Annotated in this window: 17 protein-coding genes; 6 read left to right on the forward strand and 11 right to left on the reverse strand. The window is 61.2% G+C overall.

Annotated elements, in window-relative coordinates:
* Positions 1-28 precede the first annotated feature (28 nt).
* A complete protein-coding gene (locus JMN22_RS15920; RefSeq protein WP_198797166.1) occupies positions 29-919 on the forward strand; it encodes an EamA family transporter in 891 nt (296 codons plus the stop codon).
* 115 nt (positions 920-1,034) lie between these two features.
* Here the strand turns inward: JMN22_RS15920 and JMN22_RS15925 are convergent, their stop codons facing one another.
* The 3 genes from JMN22_RS15925 to cysK form a co-directional block, all read right to left on the reverse strand.
* Positions 1,035-1,898 (reverse strand): DMT family transporter, encoded by an 864-nt coding sequence (locus JMN22_RS15925; RefSeq protein ID WP_198797165.1) that lies wholly within the window; start codon positions 1,896-1,898, stop codon positions 1,035-1,037.
* 334 nt (positions 1,899-2,232) lie between these two features.
* A complete protein-coding gene (locus tag JMN22_RS15930; RefSeq protein ID WP_198797164.1) occupies positions 2,233-3,171 on the reverse strand; it encodes an aspartyl/asparaginyl beta-hydroxylase domain-containing protein in 939 nt (312 codons plus the stop codon).
* A gap of 353 nt (positions 3,172-3,524) precedes the next feature.
* Complete coding sequence (cysK, locus tag JMN22_RS15935) at positions 3,525-4,499, reverse strand: cysteine synthase A (protein ID WP_030141173.1); 975 nt, start codon at positions 4,497-4,499, stop codon at positions 3,525-3,527.
* 126 nt (positions 4,500-4,625) lie between these two features.
* Between cysK and JMN22_RS15940 the strand changes: the two genes are divergently transcribed.
* The gene (locus tag JMN22_RS15940) at positions 4,626-5,702 is read left to right on the forward strand and encodes a DUF748 domain-containing protein (RefSeq protein ID WP_198797163.1); all 1,077 of its coding nucleotides are present in this window, start codon (positions 4,626-4,628) and stop codon (positions 5,700-5,702) included.
* Here JMN22_RS15940 and JMN22_RS15945 read toward each other — a convergent pair.
* Positions 5,699-6,199 carry a DUF2442 domain-containing protein gene (locus JMN22_RS15945; RefSeq protein ID WP_030141175.1) on the reverse strand — a complete coding sequence of 167 codons (501 nt, stop codon included), beginning with the start codon at positions 6,197-6,199 and terminating at the stop codon, positions 5,699-5,701. The two genes, JMN22_RS15940 and JMN22_RS15945, sit on opposite strands and share 4 nt — an antisense overlap.
* 385 nt (positions 6,200-6,584) lie before the next feature.
* Here JMN22_RS15945 and JMN22_RS15950 point away from each other — a divergent pair, with 385 nt between their 5' ends.
* Both JMN22_RS15950 and JMN22_RS15955 read left to right on the forward strand, forming a co-directional pair.
* Positions 6,585-7,430, forward strand: coding sequence for an AAA family ATPase (locus JMN22_RS15950; protein ID WP_003184225.1), 846 nt, complete (start codon positions 6,585-6,587; stop codon positions 7,428-7,430).
* 34 nt (positions 7,431-7,464) lie between these two features.
* The gene (locus tag JMN22_RS15955) at positions 7,465-8,643 is read left to right on the forward strand and encodes a vWA domain-containing protein (protein ID WP_003198888.1); all 1,179 of its coding nucleotides are present in this window, start codon (positions 7,465-7,467) and stop codon (positions 8,641-8,643) included.
* A 119-nt stretch (positions 8,644-8,762) separates the two neighbouring features.
* Here JMN22_RS15955 and JMN22_RS15960 read toward each other — a convergent pair whose 3' ends face one another.
* From JMN22_RS15960 to JMN22_RS15990, 7 genes are all read right to left on the reverse strand, one after another.
* On the reverse strand, positions 8,763-9,683 hold the full coding sequence (locus JMN22_RS15960) for a biotin-dependent carboxyltransferase family protein (protein ID WP_198797162.1): 921 nt from the start codon (positions 9,681-9,683) through the stop codon (positions 8,763-8,765).
* Positions 9,680-10,384: a 5-oxoprolinase subunit PxpB gene (pxpB, locus tag JMN22_RS15965; RefSeq protein ID WP_198797161.1), complete on the reverse strand. Its 705-nt coding sequence runs from the start codon at positions 10,382-10,384 to the stop codon at positions 9,680-9,682. Before pxpB ends, JMN22_RS15960 begins: the two co-directional genes overlap by 4 nt.
* Positions 10,381-11,133: a 5-oxoprolinase subunit PxpA gene (locus JMN22_RS15970; protein WP_030141179.1), complete on the reverse strand. Its 753-nt coding sequence runs from the start codon at positions 11,131-11,133 to the stop codon at positions 10,381-10,383. Before JMN22_RS15970 ends, pxpB begins: the two co-directional genes overlap by 4 nt.
* 63 nt (positions 11,134-11,196) lie before the next feature.
* Positions 11,197-12,483: an MFS transporter gene (locus JMN22_RS15975; protein WP_198797160.1), complete on the reverse strand. Its 1,287-nt coding sequence runs from the start codon at positions 12,481-12,483 to the stop codon at positions 11,197-11,199.
* Between the two features lie 331 nt (positions 12,484-12,814).
* A complete protein-coding gene (locus JMN22_RS15980; protein WP_003184238.1) occupies positions 12,815-13,357 on the reverse strand; it encodes a DUF2937 family protein in 543 nt (180 codons plus the stop codon).
* Positions 13,358-13,369: 12 nt separating this feature from the next.
* Positions 13,370-14,146, reverse strand: coding sequence for a class II glutamine amidotransferase (locus tag JMN22_RS15985; RefSeq protein ID WP_030141181.1), 777 nt, complete (start codon positions 14,144-14,146; stop codon positions 13,370-13,372).
* A gap of 31 nt (positions 14,147-14,177) precedes the next feature.
* Positions 14,178-14,672, reverse strand: a complete 495-nt coding sequence (locus JMN22_RS15990) for a hypothetical protein (RefSeq protein ID WP_030141182.1) — start codon at positions 14,670-14,672, stop codon at positions 14,178-14,180.
* A 158-nt stretch (positions 14,673-14,830) separates the two neighbouring features.
* Here JMN22_RS15990 and JMN22_RS15995 point away from each other — a divergent pair, with 158 nt between their 5' ends.
* Together JMN22_RS15995 and JMN22_RS16000 are read left to right on the forward strand one after the other, a co-directional pair.
* Positions 14,831-16,885 carry a S9 family peptidase gene (locus JMN22_RS15995; RefSeq protein WP_198797159.1) on the forward strand — a complete coding sequence of 685 codons (2,055 nt, stop codon included), beginning with the start codon at positions 14,831-14,833 and terminating at the stop codon, positions 16,883-16,885.
* A 219-nt stretch (positions 16,886-17,104) separates the two neighbouring features.
* Positions 17,105-17,578 carry a cyclic nucleotide-binding domain-containing protein gene (locus JMN22_RS16000; RefSeq protein ID WP_030141184.1) on the forward strand — a complete coding sequence of 158 codons (474 nt, stop codon included), beginning with the start codon at positions 17,105-17,107 and terminating at the stop codon, positions 17,576-17,578.
* Positions 17,579-17,598 lie beyond the last annotated feature (20 nt).

Raw genomic sequence — 17,598 nt, forward strand, 5'->3', positions numbered from 1 at the left:
TGCGGCCCGATCAAGGAAGGACACATTCGTGAACCTCGTCGATATCCTGCGTTTGCTGTCACTGGCCGCCATCTGGGGCGCGAGCTTTTTATTCATGCGCATCATCGCCCCGGTCCTTGGCACGATTCCTACGGCCTTCTTCCGCGTTTCCATTGCCTTCGTCGGCCTGCTGGGCATCCTCGCGCTGATGCGCGTCGACTGGAATTTTCGCGGCAAGCTGAAAGCCGTGATGGTACTGGGCTTGATCAACTCGGGTATTCCGGCGACGTTCTACTCCCTGGCAGCACAAGTATTGCCGGCCGGTTATTCGGCAATCTTCAACGCGACGACACCGCTGATGGGTGTGCTGATCGGTGGGTTGTTTTTTCGTGAGCCACTCACGGCGGCGAAGGTCAGCGGGGTCTTTCTCGGCCTGATGGGCGTCGCGATCCTGACCCGGGCCGGCCCGGTGGCGTTCGACCTGCAACTGCTGATGGGCGCCCTCGCCTGCCTGCTCGCAACCACCTGCTACGGCTTTGCCGGTTTCCTCACCCGGCGCTGGCTCGATCATCAAGGCGGGCTGGACAGCCGCCTGTCCGCCCTGGGCAGCATGTTCGGCGCCACGCTCTTCCTGTTGCCGCTGTTTGGCTACAGCGTAGTCACCCAGCCGCCGGCCAGTTGGGGTGGCTGGAGCGTCTGGCTGTCACTGCTGGGCCTGGGCCTGGTGTGTACGGCATTTGCCTATATTCTTTATTTCCGGCTGCTGAGCTCCATCGGCCCGGTCAAGTCCATGACCACGACCTTTCTGATCCCACCGTTCGGGGTGTTGTGGGGCGCGTTGCTGCTGGATGAGCCGCTGGGCATGGCGCATGTGTATGGCGGGGTGTTGATTGCGGCGGCGTTGTGGTTGGTGTTGAAGCCTGGGGTGCCTAGCCGGTAGTCCATTGGTGTATCTGGATAAGCCATCGCGAGCAAGCTCGCTCCCACAGGATTATGCGCAGCCCTTTGTGGGAGCGAGCTCGCTCGCGATAGCGGTGGTACTGCCAACGAGTTAGCTATCGGCTCTTACGAAACACAAACACCAACCCGACAATGATCAACGCCATCCCCAGCAAGCTCAACAACGCCAACCGGTTGCCGAACACCAGGTAGTCCATGATCGCCGTCACCGCCGGCACCAGGTAGAAAAGACTGGTGACGTTGACCAGGTTGCCCCGGGCGATCAACCGGTACAGCAACAACGTCGCCAGCACCGACACCACCAGCCCCATCCACAACACCGGCACGATGAAACCCGCGCTGTGCTCGAAGTGGAAGGGTTGGAACGGAACGAACACCGCGCACAAAACGAGCCCGGCCAGGTACTGCACCGGCAGCGTGCCCAGCGGATTATCGGTGATGCGCTTCTGCATGATGGACCCCGCCGTCATGCTCACCAGCGCCAACAACCCGCACAGCATGCCCGCCAGTGACATGCCGGCCAGGCCGATGCCTTGGTACACCACCATGATCAAGCCCACCAATCCCAGCGCCAGGCCGAACATCCTCTGCCAGGAACGCTGGCGCTCCATGAGCACCACGGTAAGGATCGGCTGCACGCCCATCAGCGTCGCCATCACCCCAGGGGTGACGTTCAGTTGCAGCGCCAACAGATAGAAAATCTGGTAGGCGCCCAATAACACCAGGCCGGTCGCCGCCGCGTACCACATCGGCTTGCCGGACCTGGGCAACTTGAACTTCAACATGGGTATCAACAGCACCAACGCACACAGTGCGATAGCAAAACGGATCAGCAGGAAGGCGAAAGGTGACGCGTGGGCCAAGCCCAGTTTGGAAAAGATCGCCCCGCTGCTCCACAGCAGAACGAACAGGCTCGTGGAAGCCGTCGCCAATAAGGCGTTTTTGGAAAGGAAAAACATGAATACCACCTGTAGTCAGGCAAGAAGCCAACTCAGCCGAAGCTGAAATCCAGTCGTTTTTTCAGGCGGGCACAGGGAACGGCAACCGTTGCCGATCAGCCCTGAACACCAACACCCGGCGGTGATACGCAGGCGTATACCGGTGAGCGACTGACAGGTGGAGGGTATTGACCGATCTGCTCAGGCGACCGATTCCCGCACGGCACGACGCCAGCGTTGAACGCTGGAACCACGACCGCGGTGAAAGGGGATGCAGGCATGAGCCGATCTCTTGGGGGATGGGTCCGAAAACCGAGCGCCGACTATAACCAGCGCTCTATGTGTAACGCAATATCTAGACAAACAACCAGTAGCCCAGCGCCGTGAATACGGCTACGGCCAGGACGGGACGCATGACCCGATAGGCCTTGGGGTGCTTGCGCTTGAATTGCTTGACCTTGCCGCTGATGCCGTCGCTGAACGACTTGCTCCAGGCATAGGCCCGGTTGATACCGCCGACACGTTCGTCATCAAGGTTCTGCGGTGCGGTGGCCCGCCCGAGGAAGGCGCTGATGGCGCGGTTGAGCCGGGTCATCAACCGGTTGCTCAACGGCCGTTCGACATCGCAGAACAGAATCACACGCGTCTGCGATGTTTCATTCTTGACCCAATGCACATAGGTTTCATCGAACATCACGTCTTCACCGTCGCGCCAGGCGTAGATCTGCCCGTCGACGAAGATCCGGCAATCATCGGAATTGGGTGTGGACAGCCCCAGGTGGTAACGCAGGGACCCGGCGAAGGGATCGCGATGGGGGTTCAGGTGACTGCCCCCCGGCAACAAGGCAAACATCGCGCCTCGCACATTGGGGATCTGGCTGACCAGCTCGACGGTCCGGGGGCACAGCAACTCGGCAGACGGCAGCGGTTTGTCGTACCACTTGAGGTAGAAGCGCTTCCAGCCCTTCTTGAAGAACGAGCCAAAGCCGGCATCGTTGTCTTTCTCAGCGGCGCGAATGTAACCCTCGTCGAACAGATGCATCGCTTCGTCGCGGATCACTTGCCAGTTCTCCTTGAGCACGTCCAGTTCGGGGAACTTGCTGCGATCGAGGTAAGGCTTGGAGGGCACGCCGGAAAACAGGTACATCAAGGCGTTGTAAGGGGCGAACAATGCCGAATGGTTGACGAACTGGCGCAGCACCGGCAAACGCGCCTTGCCACGCAAGTGCACATACAGCGTACTGCCCAGGAAAAGCAGCAGCACCGAGGCCTTCGCGACAAACGAAACGGTCATTCTTTTTAACTCCTTGTCTGGAACCATTTACGCAACGTCATCAGCCCGACGCGGCGGCCGGCCATGTTAAACGTCCCTTTGCCGGTTAAACATCGCCGGGCGCAACATTCACTGTTGAGGATTACGCAACAAAGCCCTTGTTAACATGCGTCGCCTGAACCTTGGCTGACACCAAATCAATCTTCAGAGCAACTAAACCTATTTGTGGCGAGGGGATTTATCCCCGCTGGGTCGCGAAGCGACCCCAACAAGGCCAAACAGATCCTGCAATTGATCGCAATGGGGGCTGCTCGCAGCCCAGCGGGGATAAATCCCCTCGCCACAGAAAACCCCTCGCCACTCCCTGCCTGTGGTTACTGCTGAATCTCCTGCTCGGTAAACAAATCGCTGAACAGCATGCTCGACAGGTACCGTTCGCCCGAATCCGGCAGGATCACGACGATGGTCTTGCCCTGCATTTCCGGCTTCTCCGCCAGGCGCGCCGCCACGACCATGGCCGCGCCGCAGGAAATGCCGCAAAGGATGCCTTCTTCCTGCATCAAGCGCAGGGCCATGGCCTTGGATTCGTCATCCGTGACCCGCTCGACCTGGTCCACGATCGACAGATCGAGGTTCTTCGGTACGAAACCTGCGCCGATCCCCTGGATCTTGTGGGGGCTGGGCTTGATCTCCTGTCCCGCCAGTGCCTGGGTGATTACCGGCGAAGCCTCGGGCTCCACCGCCACCGAAAGGATCGGCTTGCCACAGGTGTTCTTGATATACCGCGAAACCCCCGTAATGGTTCCGCCGGTGCCTACCCCAGCGACCAGCACGTCTACCGCGCCATCGGTGTCGTTCCAGATTTCCGGGCCGGTGGTTTTTTCGTGGATCGCCGGGTTCGCGGGATTATCGAACTGCTGCGGCATGAAATATTTCGACGGGTCGCTGGCCATGATCTCGGCGGCTTTCTCGATGGCGCCTTTCATGCCCTTGGCCGGTTCGGTGAGCACCAGCTCCGCGCCCAGGGCCTTGAGCACTTTGCGCCGCTCGATACTCATCGAGGCGGGCATGGTCAGCGTCAGCTTGTAGCCACGGGCGGCGGCCACGAACGCCAGGCCGATGCCGGTATTGCCTGAGGTCGGCTCGACAATGGTCATGCCGGGCTTGAGTTTGCCGGAGCTTTCCGCGTCCCAGATCATGTTCGCGCCGATCCGGCATTTGACCGAGTAACCCGGGTTACGCCCTTCGATTTTCGCCAGGATGGTCACGCCGCGCGGGGCGATGCGATTGATCTGCACCAATGGCGTATTGCCAATGGAATGGGCGTTGTCAGCGTATATACGACTCATGGCCGGGTCCTTAATACAGAGAAAATTTAGCGTTTAAAGGTAAGCCTGTTGCCGAAGGCCGTCCAGTTGCACCGAACGTTCCCGTTGTTGCAACAGTCAATGGCATTAACAACGGAGACTACTCTTATGAAGCGTCGATACAGCTGGCCACTGTGGACATTCGTCGCCATCGTTGCGTTGCTGGTGGCCGTGCATTTCGCCTTGCCTTATTTGGTGCGCGATTACCTGAACGACAAACTGGCCAACATGGGCGATTACCACGGCCAAGTCACGGACGTCGATCTGGCCCTCTGGCGCGGCGCCTATCGGATCAATGGCCTGAAGATCACCAAGGTCGACGGCAAGGTCCCGGTGCCGTTCGTCGATGCTCCATTGGTCGACTTGTCCGTAAGCTGGCACTCGCTGTGGTATGACCATGCGGTCGTCGCCGAAGTGGAGTTCGCCCATCCGGAAGTCAACTTCGTCGACGGCGGGGCCAACCGCGAGAATTCCCAGACAGGCCGGGGCACCAATTGGCGAGAACAACTGAGCAAGCTGATGCCCATCACACTCAACGAGGTGCGTATCAATGACGGCAAGCTCACCTTTCGCAACTTCAACTCCAAGCCGCCGGTGAACCTGCGGGCCACCAACGTCAACGCCAGCTTTTATAACCTGACCAACGTCGTGGACACCGAAGGCAAGCGCGACGCCCGTTTCGAAGGCAAGGCCCTGGTGGCGGAACACGCACCATTGGAAGTCCAGGCGACCTTCGACCCCTTGAGCAACTTCGAGGACTTCGACTTCCGCTTGCGCGCCACCAACATCGAGCTCAAGCGCCTGAACGATTTCGCCGCGGCCTATGGAAAATTCGACTTCAACGCCGGCCACGGCGACCTGGTGATCGAGGCCGAAGCCGACAACGCCCGGCTCAGCGGCTACATCAAGCCACTGCTGCGTGACGTGGACGTATTCGACTGGCAGCAAGACGTGGAGAACCAGAACAAAAACATCTTCCGCTCGGTCTGGGAAGCCTTGGTCGGCACAAGCGAAACCGCTCTGAAAAACCAGCGCAAGAACCAGTTTGCCACCCGGGTCGAGCTCAGTGGCAATGTGCATCAACAGGACATCAGCGCCTTCGAAGCTTTCCTGCAGATTTTGCGCAACGGTTTCGTCCAGGCCTTCAATGCCCGCTACGAGCAACCGCCACCTTCGAAGGATTAAGTTTTGGGCGTTACGCGATAGCGACCTTTTTGCTCAGCCACTGCTCGGCCCGCTCCGCTTTGCAGCGAGTCCCAGCCCAGGCACGCCAGGGCAAGCGATCGCGGCACAGCCTCCCGACCGCTGCTGTAGCGACTGATGCTACGGGCGCTCACGCCCAGCGCTTCGGCCGCCTTGTTCAGTGGCAAACCGGTGCGGGCGCGCCAGTCGATGAAAATGCGAGTGTTTTCATCCACGGCATTCTGCGCCAGCGCATCGAAATACAAGGTATCAGCGCCGATCTGGATATCCAGATCGGGCCATTCCACGCTCCAGCCATCATCGCCAAGGGCTGCACCCGCAAACGCACCCTTTTCCAGCAAGGGTTTCAGGCCAGGGTAACGTTGCACGTCGGCGGTCAAATCCAGCGTCAATCGCTGGCCGTCGATAAACGTCAACTCGAGACTGAACGGTAATGAAGGCTGCACGGCCAATAACCGCGGCCTTTTCATGGGTAGCATCGTTGCCATTCCTCCAGCAATTGCGCCTGATGGGACCTTACCCAGTCCAGCGACCAAAACATGACTTTCGTGTTACGCACTTGCTCCCGCTGGGCTGCGAAGCGGCCCTAAAAGCCTGCGAGCGCTGCGCACTCGAGCGGGAGCAAGCTCCCTCGCCACAACAGCTCTTCGCCTTTAACAAAACTTGGGCCTTAACATATCGCCAAATTGGCGATATGCAATACTGGCAAGCCGCCGAGACTGAGTCAACATGTGACGCCCCATTCAGAGACTGAATACAGCGTCTGCGTTCACAGTCGGCGGGGCCTCGCGGTATAGTCGGGCACGACATTTATTTCGCGCGCCCCGCCTCGCCGGGCCGGCGACACCGTTCGAGGAATTGCAGATGAAGTTCGAAGGCACCAGCGCCTACGTGGCCACCGATGACCTGAAACTGGCCGTCAACGCCGCCATCACCCTGGAGCGACCGTTGCTGGTCAAGGGCGAGCCGGGCACCGGCAAGACCATGCTGGCCGAACAATTGGCGGAGTCCTTCGGCGCGCGCTTGATCACCTGGCACATCAAGTCCACCACCAAGGCCCACCAAGGTTTGTACGAGTACGACGCGGTCAGCCGCCTGCGCGATTCCCAGTTGGGCGTGGACAAGGTCCATGACGTGCGCAATTACTTGAAGAAGGGCAAGCTCTGGGAAGCCTTCGAGTCCGAGGAGCGGGTGATCCTGCTGATCGATGAGATCGACAAGGCCGACATCGAATTCCCCAACGACCTGCTGCAAGAACTCGACAAGATGGAGTTCTATGTCTACGAGACCGACGAAACCATCAAGGCCAAGCAGCGCCCGATCATCATCATTACCTCCAACAACGAAAAGGAACTGCCGGACGCCTTCCTGCGCCGCTGTTTCTTCCACTACATCGCCTTCCCCGACCGCGTCACCCTGCAGAAAATCGTCGATGTGCACTACCCGGACATCAAGAAGGACCTGGTCAGCGAAGCGCTGGACGTGTTCTTCGACGTGCGCAAGGTGCCAGGCCTGAAGAAAAAACCTTCCACCTCCGAACTGGTTGACTGGCTCAAGCTGCTGATGGCCGACAATATCGGCGAAGCAGTGCTGCGCGAGCGCGATCCGACCAAGGCGATTCCGCCGCTGGCCGGCGCCCTGGTCAAGAACGAACAGGACGTGCAATTGCTTGAGCGCCTGGCGTTCATGAGCCGTCGCGGCACGCGCTGATCCTCTTCGTCCAACAAGAGCGAGGGCGATTGCCATGCTGCTTAACCTGTTCAATGAGATGCGCGCCGCCAAGGTGCCCGTGTCGGTGCGCGAACTGCTGGACCTGATCAACGCGCTGAAACAGCGGGTGATCTTCGCCGACATGGACGAGTTCTATTACCTGTCCCGGGCGATCCTGGTGAAGGATGAACGGCATTTCGACAAGTTCGACCGGGCGTTCGCCGCGTACTTCAACGGCCTGGAAAAACTCGACGATCACCTCCAGGCGCTGATTCCCGAAGACTGGTTGCGCAAGGAATTCGAGCGCTCGCTGACCGACGAGGAACGGGCGCAGATCCAATCCCTGGGCGGCCTGGACAAGCTGATCGAAGAATTCAAGAAACGCCTGGAAGAACAGAAGGAACGCCATGCCGGTGGTAACAAGTGGATCGGCACTGGCGGTACCAGCCCGTTCGGCTCTGGCGGCTTCAACCCGGAAGGCATTCGGGTCGGCGACGCTGGCAAGCGCCAGGGCAAGGCCGTCAAGGTCTGGGACCAGCGCGAGTACAAGAACCTCGACGATCAAGTGGAGTTGGGCACTCGCAACATCAAGATCGCCCTGCGCCGCCTGCGTAAGTTCGCTCGCCAGGGCGCGGCCGAAGAACTGGACATCGACGGCACCATCGACCACACCGCCCGGGACGCCGGCCTGCTGAATATCCAGATGCGCCCGGAGCGCCGCAACACCGTGAAGTTGCTGCTGCTGTTCGACATCGGGGGCTCGATGGATGCCCACGTGAAAATCTGCGAAGAACTGTTCTCGGCCTGCAAGACCGAGTTCAAGCATCTGGAGTACTTTTACTTCCACAACTTCGTCTATGAATCGGTGTGGAAGAACAACCTGCGCCGCACCTCGGAGCGCACCTCGACCCAGGATCTGCTGCACAAATACGGCGCCGACTACAAAGTCATCTTCATTGGTGACGCGGCCATGGCGCCCTATGAAATCACCCAGGCCGGCGGCAGCGTCGAGCACTGGAATGAAGAAGCCGGTTACGTGTGGATGCAGCGCTTCATGGAGAAATACAAGAAGCTCATCTGGATCAACCCGTACCCCAAGGACACCTGGGGCTATACCGCCTCGACCAACATCGTGCGCGAGTTGGTGGAAGACCGGATGTACCCGCTGACGTTGCGGGGGTTGGAGGAAGGGATGCGGTTTCTTTCCAAGTAGGATTTTTGGTTGCCTGTACAGGCCTCATCGCGAGCAAGCTCGCTCCCACAGAGATCTTCGTCACACCTGAGATCCCTTGTGGGAGCGAGCTTGCTCCGGGCGGCGATCCGACGATGCTTCTAGCCTTTCAAAAACACCTGCAAATACTCAACCTGCTGCCGATGCGCAACCGCCTGCACCACCGGCCGCAACCGCACCTGCGTCCCGGGCAGGCATTGCGCCAGCCGGGCCAGGGACAGCGGGGTCAAGGCGCCCAGGCGCGGATAACCGCCGATGGTTTGCCGATCGTTGAGCAGCACGATCGGCTGGCCGTCCGGCGGCACCTGCACGGCGCCCAGCGGAATGCCTTCGGAAATCATCGCCGGCCCCTGGTATTCCAGCGCCGCGCCCAACAACCGCATGCCCATGCGGTCGGCGCGACTGTCCAGCGTCCAATCGGTATTGAACGCATCAAACAGGCTACGCCCGCTGAACGCACCGTTCTGCGCGCCGAGGATCAGGTCCAGCGGCTGCACCTGCTGGAAATCCGGAATCCGCGTGTACGGCATTGGGCGCGGCGTCGCCGGGCCCGAATAGCTCAAGCGCTCACCGCGACCCAGCGCTCGCCCTCGCCCATCCAGACCGCCGAGCTCTTCACGTACAACCGTCGAGCGACTGCCCAGGACTTGCGGTGCGTCGAACCCGCCAGGCGCCGCCAGGTAGGCCCGGGCGCCAAGCACGGGCTGAGTGAGCGCCAACACTTGGCCTTTGCGCAAACTGAAGAAGCGCCACGACGCCACGCCCTGGCCGTCAATGCGCGCGCCCAGGTCCGCCCCGGCCAACGCCAGCACGCAATCGTCTTCGGCCAACACCGTGAAGCCGCCAAGGGTGATCTCCACCACCGCCGCGTCCGGCGCATTGCCGAGCATCCAATTGGCCCAGCTCATCGACAGCCAGTCCGCCGCGCCGCCCTGGGTCACGCCCAGGTGCCTCACGCCGAACCGGCCGGCGTCCTGCAACAGGCACAGCGGGGTGCTGGCCTCAATCAACAAACGGCTCATGCCTGGGCCTCCAGCGGTGTGTCGTCACCGCCCAGGGCGATGAATTCAGCGTGATCGACGGCGGCGAAACGCACCGTGTCACCGGGCTGCATCAGGCTGTAGCCGTCGCGCTCGCGATCGAACAGTTTGGCCGGGGATCGCCCGATCAGGTTCCAGCCGCCAGGCGACACCACCGGATACGCCGCAGTCTGGCGCTCGGCAATGCCAACGCTGCCCGCCGCCACGCGCTTGCGCGGGGTGTCGAGGCGCGGTGCGGCCAGTGCTTCGTCCACCAATCCCATGAAGGCGAAACCTGGCGCAAAACCCAGGGCAAACACCTGGTATTCGCGCTCGCTGTGACGACGGATCACCTGCTCCACCGTCAGCCCGCTGCGACTCGCCAGCAAACCCAACTCGGGTCCGACGCTGGGGTCGTACCACACCGGCAGCACATGGCATCGGCCAGCAGACCGGGCATCAGGGGAAAGATTATTCAGCGCTTCTGCGACCAAATCGCGCGCCTGGGCCGGCGTCAGGGCAAGCAAATCGTAATGCACCATCAAGGTCGTATAGGACGGCACGAGATCGATCAGATCGTCGGCGAAAACCTGGCGCAGGCGCTCGCTGGCAGCGAGCATCCACGGCATGTTGGCCTCGGCGATTTCGTCGAACAGGCGCACCATCAGGCAATCCACCGCCACCACTTCCACATGTGGTTTCATGGCGCGCTCTGCCGGTCCAAGGCTTCGCGGATGCGTTGCACGGCGGCCACCGAACTGGCGTTGTCGCCGTGCACGCACAAGGTGTTGGCCTTCAGGTGCAAGGCGCTGCCGTCGTTGGCAGTCAACGCGTCGCCGCGAGCGATCGTCAGGGCCTGCCCAATGATGGTTTCGGGATCGTGATGCACCGCGCCCGGCGCTTGCCGCGAGACCAGGCGGCCGGCGTTATCGTAGGCCCGGTCGGCAAACGCTTCGAACCACAGGGTCACGCCGTACTCGTCGCCCAGGGCCTGGGCGGCGCCGTTGTCACGGGTCGCCATCAGCATCAGCGGCAATTGGCGGTCATAGGCGGCGACGGCCTGGATCACGGCGCGCAGTTGCGCCGGGTTGGCCATCATGTCGTTGTACATTGCGCCGTGGGGCTTGACGTAGCTGACGCGCCCACCCTGGGCACGGCAGATGCCGTCGAGGGCGCCGATCTGATAATGCAGCAGATCCTGCAGTTCCTGGGCGCCATAGGCCATGGAACGTCGGCCGAAGCCCGCCAGGTCCTGATAGGCCGGGTGCGCGCCGATCCGCACGCCGTGGCTCAGGGCCAGGCTGACGGTCTTGCGCATGATGCTCGGGTCGCCGGCATGGAAGCCGCAGGCGATGTTGGCGCAATCGATGAAGGGCATCACCTCGGCGTCCAGACCCATGGTCCAGCTGCCGAAGCTTTCGCCGATATCGCAATTCAATAGCAGGCGGTTCACGGTGAACGCTCCTGTAGGCTCTTTCTTCTTTGACCGTGGGATTTGCATCCCACAGGTTATCAGTTACTCGGCTTCCAACTGCTTGCCTTGGGTTTCCGGCAGGCTCAGGGCCGCCAGGATCACCACGCCGTAGGACACCGCCGCGAACGCCCCGATGCCGACACTCAACGGCACCTTCTGGCTCAGGATACCGATCAACAACGGGAACAACGCCGCCACTGCCCGGCCGATGTTGTAGCAGAACCCCTGCCCTGAACCCCGGATGCGGGTCGGAAACAGTTCGGTGAGGAACGAGCCCATGCCGCTGAACATCCCCGAGGCGAAGAAGCCCAGGGGAAAGCCCAGCCAAAGCATCACGTTGTTGCTCACCGGCACTTGGGTGTACAGCAATACGATGGTGAACGAACCCACGGCGAACAGGACGAAGTTTTTCTTGCGACCGAGGATGTCGCTCAAGTACGCGCTGATCACGTAACCCACGTAAGAACCGACGATGACCATCGCCAGGTAGCCACCGGTACTCAGGACGCTCAGGCCACGCTCGTTCTTGAGGAAGGTCGGCAACCAGGACGTGATGGCGTAGTAGCCGCCCAGGGCGCCGGTGGTCAGCAGCGAAGCACGAAGGGTGGTGAAGAGGATGCCGGGGGCAAAGATCTCGTAGAACTTCGCCGGATTTTCTGGCGTCAGGCGGGCCTTGGTCTGGTTGTAGACTTCCGGATCCTTGACCAACCGGCGAACGAAAATCACGAACACGGCCGGCACGATGCCCAGGATGAACAAGGCACGCCAGGCGTCTTCCGGTGGCAACACCGAGAACAGCAGCGCATACAGAATCGCCGTCATGCCCCAGCCCAGCGCCCAGCCCGACTGCACCATGCCCACCGCCTTGCCGCGGTCCTTGGCACGGATCACCTCGCCCATCAACACCGCGCCAGCGGTCCATTCGCCGCCGAAACCGAAGCCCATCAAGGTGCGGGCGATCAGCAGCTGTTCATAGTTCTGGGCAAAGCCGCACAGGAAGGTAAAGAAGGCGAACCACAGCACCGTCAGTTGCAACGTGCGCACCCGACCGATGCGGTCCGAGAGAATGCCGGCGACCCAGCCGCCCAGGGCCGAGGCGATCAGGGTGCTGGTGTGGATCAACCCGGCCTGTCCGGTGGTGATACCCCACATCGCAATCAGGGTCGGCACCACGAAGCTGAGCATTTGCGTGTCCATGCCGTCCAGGGCGTAACCGATCTTGCAGCTCCAGAAGGTGCGACGTTCCTGCTGGTTGATGTTGCGGTACCAATCGAACGGACCGGAACGGGCCTGGGGTTGGGGGACGCCGAGCGTGTCGGGTGCACTCATGGTGGTTCTCCACGGTTTTATTGTTGTGAGTCTCGACGACGCAGACGTGGAGACCGTTGCCCCGATTCTTGAGCGCGCAGCTGATCGCGTCCAACGAATAAAACCTTGGCCGGGTCATAAGAAAAATTTGATTGGGTGGGCAGAGAGCGCAGGAAATGACACTGCCAGAACTGAATAAACACAGTTGTGGCGAGGGGATTTATCCCCGCTGGGCTGCGAAGCGGCCCCATTTGGTAGTCCTGCTTGATACAGGAGGTGGCCTTGTTGGGGCCGCTCCGCAGCCCAGCGGGAGCAAGCTCCCTCGCCACAGGAAGCTCACTGAACCATCGAGTCAGAGCCCGCGCAGGTCACGCTCTTCGATCGGCCGGCTCTGGCGCAAGCGCTTGCCGCCCAGCACCACCCAGTCGATCAGGCGGAACAGGCATTCCAGGCCGAACGACAGCAACATCGCGCCGCTGATGCCCCAGATCATCGCTTCGGGAGTCAGCAGGATCTGGTAGCTGTAGCCGTTCCAGGTTTCCTTGCGAATATCCGGATCGGCCGCCAGCGCCACCTGCAACAAGCGGATGTACCACGGGCCTTGCATCGCCTGAAACTGCTTGTCCAAGGCCTGCTGGCGCACGAGCAAGGTGTTCAGGCTGTCGGCGTCGCTGCGAAAGATCGGATCTTCGCTGGCGCGGTAATGGGCCACCAGGGCCTGCATGTCACCCTTGAAGAATTGATTGGCGGTGCCCTGGAAACCTTGCAGGCCGGTTTGCGCCTCGATCAGGTGCGCCTCGACCCGCTTGGCGTAATCATTGATGAAGCCCGGCACCTGGACCCCGACCAGCAGGCCCACCGCGAACAACACCAGCCGTAGATAACTGAGCAACATAACGTGACGTCCTTATTCGGTGCGGCCATGGCTGACGCATTCACCGCGTCGCCACAGGCTCCATTGACCCGGTTCGTAGCGGGTCCAGGTTTCGTTTTCGGTCAAGGGTTCGGTGGCGATCACGGTGACCACATCGTTGGGGGTGGTTTCAGCCTGGAAATCCACGATGACGTCGACATCCTTGAGCCGCGCCGGGCCAAACGGCGCGCGCCGGGTGATCTGGGCCAGTTTGGTCGAGCAATAGCAGAACAGCCAGTCGCCATCGCTGAGCAGGCAATTGAAAACACCCTTGCTACGGTATTCGCTGCAAGCGGCGATCAACGAAGGCAACAATTGCTCCACTTCCACTGGCTCGGGAAAGGCCTGGCGCACACGGTTGAGCAAATCACAGAACGCCGCTTCGCTGTCGGTATCGCCCACCGGGCGGTAGAAGCTCACGCCCGGCTGGAAATCGGCGAGTTGGCCGTTGTGGGCGAAACACCAGTTGCGGCCCCACAATTCGCGCACGAACGGGTGTGTATTGGACAGGCAGACCTTGCCGACGTTGGCCTGGCGGATGTGCCCGATGACCACTTCGCTCTTGATCGGATAACGCTGCACCAGGTTCGCCACTTCCGACTCGCTGCTCGCGGCCGGGTCCTGGAACAGGCGCAGGCCACGGCCTTCATAGAACGCGATGCCCCAGCCGTCACGGTGCGGCCCGGTCTTGCCGCCCCGCTGCATCAGCCCGGTGAAGCTGAACACGATGTCGGTCGGCACATTGGCGCTCATGCCCAATAACTCACACATGCTCGGACCCTCGATTGATTGGGCAGCCCGGCTACAGGCGTGGTTCGATTCGCGAACGCTGGGGATTGCTCGGCACGGGTGGCCGACCGTAACGGTCGTCACCGGCCACACCGAACGGTGGCTCGTCATCAGGCTCCGCAGCGGCGGCGGCTTTCGCGGCGGCCGCCCGCTCCCTGCGAGCGTTGGCAGCGCGCTCGATGGGGAAGCGGATCAGCACGAAAATCAGATAAAGGCCGAAGGCGATCATGCCGTACATGAGCAGATCGGACGCCGCGCGCCAGACGTTGTTACCAACCTTGAACAACACGTCCAGGGCGGCGATGGCCAGCGCCGGGGCAAATTTTTCCTTCACCGGGTCCACGATAGTGGGGCTGAACAGCAGCACCGCCATCAGCAGCCGCAGCGGCTCGCGCAACCAGCGCCACATGAAGCGGGTCATGCGCATCCAAACCAGGAGGCAGCCCAGGGCGGCAAAGGCGTACAAGCCCCAGGCAATCAGATAGTCGTTCTCGGTCATGGTGTCCATGGCAAGGCAGGCAAAGAGGCGCTTATAGTAACGGCTTTTCGCTCGTCAGGCTGCCCCGGCTTCTGCAGCAGACTGATGCGGTCAAATTTCCAGCTCGGCGACCGAACCGACCCAGCAGGCCACTTGTCCCTTTTCGTATCACGCTCGAGAGTTTTTCCATGCCCCTATCTGCCCAAATTTGCGATGCCCCGATTGCCCGCAAGGACCCCGGCGTCGACCCGTATGCCTGGCTGCAGGAGCGCGACACCGATGCCGTGCTCGAATACCTCAAGGCTGAAAACAGCTATCAGGAAGCAGTGCTCGCCGACCAGACCGAACTGCGCGAAACGCTGTTCCAGGAAATCAAAGGGCGGATCCTCGAGACCGACCTGTCCTTGCCCTCACCCTGGGGGCCCTATTTGTATTACACCCGCACCACGGCCGGCGACGAATATCCGCGCCACTACCGCTGCCCGCGTCCGGCCGATGACAGCCTGACCGTCGATGAAAGCCGTGAACAGCTGCTGCTGGACCCGAACGCCCTGGCCGGCGGTGGGTTCTTTGCCCTGGGCGCGTTCAGCATCAGCCCGGATCACCAGCGCCTGGCCTACAGCCTGGACACCACGGGCGATGAGATCTACACGCTGTTCGTCAAGGAACTGTCCAACGACAAGGTCAGCGAACTGTCCTTCGAAAACTGCGATGGCAGCATGACCTGGGCCAACGACAGCCTGACGCTGTTCTTTGGCGAACTGGACGAGACCCATCGCCCCCATAAGCTGTTCCGCTATCGCTTGGACGGCACCGCCGCCGAAGAGGTGTTCCACGAGCCGGACGGGCGTTTTTTCCTGCATTGCTACCGTTCAAGCTCGGAGCGCCAACTGATCCTGTCCCTGGGCAGCAAGACCACCAGCGAAGTCTGGGTGCTCGACGCGACGCAACCGCAGCAGCCGTTTACCTGCGTGGCGCCACGGGTAGAGGACCATGAATACGACGTCGATCACGGCTTGCTCGACGGCGAATGGACCTGGTTCATCCGCAGCAACCGCGACGGCATCAACTTCGCGTTGTACCAGGCGGCCGACACAGGTGAGGCGCCGATCGAGGCTGACTGGCAAAACCTGATCCCCCACAGCGACACGGTGATGATCGACGGCCTGAGCCTGAACGCCACGGCCATGACCTTGAGCCTGCGCGAAGGCGGCCTGCCGATCATCGAAGTTCACCCACAAGGTGTGCCGAAATATCGGGTGCAATTGCCAGACGCGGCCTACAGCCTACACGTACAGAACAGCCTGGAGTTTGTCAGTGAGCGCATCCGCCTGCGCTACGAGGCACTGAATCGCCCGGCGCAGATCCGCCAATTGGACTTGGCCAGCGGCGATCAGGTCGTGCTCAAGCAAACCCCGGTGCTGGGTCCGTTCGATGCCGATGCCTATGTCAGCCAACGACTCTGGGCCAGCGCGCCGGACGGCACGCAGGTGCCCATCAGCCTGGTGGTCAAGCGAGAATCCCTCGGCAAACCCGTGCCGCTGTACCTGTACGGCTACGGCGCCTATGGCGAAAGCCTCGACCCGTGGTTTTCCCATTCGCGGCTGAGCCTGCTGGACCGCGGCGTGGCGTTTGCCATCGCCCATGTGCGTGGTGGCGGTGAACTGGGTGAAGCCTGGTATCGCGCCGGTAAGCAAGAGCACAAGCACAACACTTTCAGCGACTTCATTGCCTGCGCCGAGCACTTGATCGCCAAAGGCTTGACCACCGCCGACCAGTTGGCGATCAGCGGCGGCAGTGCCGGCGGGTTGTTGATTGGCGCGGTGCTCAACCAGCGCCCGGAACTGTTCAAGGTCGCGATCGCAGAAGTGCCGTTCGTCGATGTGCTCAACACCATGCTCGACCCCGAGCTGCCGTTGACCGTGACCGAATACGACGAATGGGGTAATCCCGAGGAGCCGGACGTCTATGATCGGATCAGGGCCTACGCCCCGTACGAAAACGTCCGCGCCCAGGCGTACCCGGCCATGCTGGTGATCGCCGGCTACAACGACAGCCGCGTGCAGTATTGGGAAGCGGCCAAGTGGGTCGCGAAGCTACGGGCCACCAAGACCGATGACAATCCCCTGCTGCTCAAGACCGAACTGGGCGCCGGCCATGGCGGCATGAGCGGTCGTTACCAGGGATTGCGTGACGTAGCACTCGAATATGCGTTTGTGTTGAAGGTTTTGGGGATGGTCTGAGGAACTCTGGAGGATGGCCGGGTCTTAGCTGCATGCGCAAGGCTCAGACATGACGCTGTCCCAATGTGGGAGCGAGCTTGCTCGCGATGGCGCCAGTTCAGCCACATGGTTGTCGACTGATACGCCGCTATCGCGAGCAAGCTCGCTCCCACAGGGGTTCGCCTACACTCAAAACAATCCAAAAAATCGCAGAAAACGACAAGAAAAGACCGTGACGACATGTCAGAACCGACCTTACTGAACAAAGAAATCCGCGACTGGCTGATGGACTGCGGTCTGTTCGACCAATTGCTGCCCGTCGACTTTGCCGCCGCGTCGGGTTACTTCAGCATCAGCACCATCGCCCAGGGCGAGGCGATTTTCCGTGAAGGTGATGCCGGCAGCTTCATGTGCATCCTTCATACCGGCCAAGTGGCCGTGCAGAAGACCGGTCCCGACGGCCAGCCAGTGACCATCGCCACGCTGCGCAGCGGCCGGGCCTTCGGCGAAATGGCCGTGCTCGACGGCGAACGACGCTCGGCCAGTTGCATCGCCGCCACCGATTGCCAACTGCTGAACCTGGGCAAGGATTCCCTGGAGAAAATGCTCAACGACGCGCCCAAGATCGCCGCCAAGATCATCCGCGCCCTCGCCGTCTCCCTGTCCAAGCGCCTGCGCATGGCGGATGGGCAGCTGTTGTCGCAGCAGGTCTGACCACCATTAAACCTAGCCGG

It is taken from the genome of Pseudomonas sp. HB05 (assembly GCF_016756915.1).
GTDB lineage: Bacteria > Pseudomonadota > Gammaproteobacteria > Pseudomonadales > Pseudomonadaceae > Aquipseudomonas > Aquipseudomonas alvandae.

Coding starts and splice junctions, on each gene's coding strand:
- JMN22_RS15955 (WP_003198888.1), top strand. CDS start 7,465: ATGCTGCTTAACCTGTTCAATGAGATGCGCGCCGCCAAGGTGCCCGTG.
- JMN22_RS15995 (WP_198797159.1), top strand. CDS start 14,831: ATGCCCCTATCTGCCCAAATTTGCGATGCCCCGATTGCCCGCAAGGAC.
- JMN22_RS15945 (WP_030141175.1), bottom strand. CDS start 6,199: ATGCTACCCATGAAAAGGCCGCGGTTATTGGCCGTGCAGCCTTCATTA.
- JMN22_RS15940 (WP_198797163.1), top strand. CDS start 4,626: ATGAAGCGTCGATACAGCTGGCCACTGTGGACATTCGTCGCCATCGTT.
- JMN22_RS15990 (WP_030141182.1), bottom strand. CDS start 14,672: ATGGACACCATGACCGAGAACGACTATCTGATTGCCTGGGGCTTGTAC.
- JMN22_RS16000 (WP_030141184.1), top strand. CDS start 17,105: ATGTCAGAACCGACCTTACTGAACAAAGAAATCCGCGACTGGCTGATG.
- JMN22_RS15950 (WP_003184225.1), top strand. CDS start 6,585: ATGAAGTTCGAAGGCACCAGCGCCTACGTGGCCACCGATGACCTGAAA.
- JMN22_RS15930 (WP_198797164.1), bottom strand. CDS start 3,171: ATGACCGTTTCGTTTGTCGCGAAGGCCTCGGTGCTGCTGCTTTTCCTG.
- JMN22_RS15985 (WP_030141181.1), bottom strand. CDS start 14,146: ATGTGTGAGTTATTGGGCATGAGCGCCAATGTGCCGACCGACATCGTG.
- JMN22_RS15925 (WP_198797165.1), bottom strand. CDS start 1,898: ATGTTTTTCCTTTCCAAAAACGCCTTATTGGCGACGGCTTCCACGAGC.
- JMN22_RS15975 (WP_198797160.1), bottom strand. CDS start 12,483: ATGAGTGCACCCGACACGCTCGGCGTCCCCCAACCCCAGGCCCGTTCC.
- pxpB (WP_198797161.1), bottom strand. CDS start 10,384: ATGAAACCACATGTGGAAGTGGTGGCGGTGGATTGCCTGATGGTGCGC.
- cysK (WP_030141173.1), bottom strand. CDS start 4,499: ATGAGTCGTATATACGCTGACAACGCCCATTCCATTGGCAATACGCCA.
- JMN22_RS15980 (WP_003184238.1), bottom strand. CDS start 13,357: ATGTTGCTCAGTTATCTACGGCTGGTGTTGTTCGCGGTGGGCCTGCTG.
- JMN22_RS15960 (WP_198797162.1), bottom strand. CDS start 9,683: ATGAGCCGTTTGTTGATTGAGGCCAGCACCCCGCTGTGCCTGTTGCAG.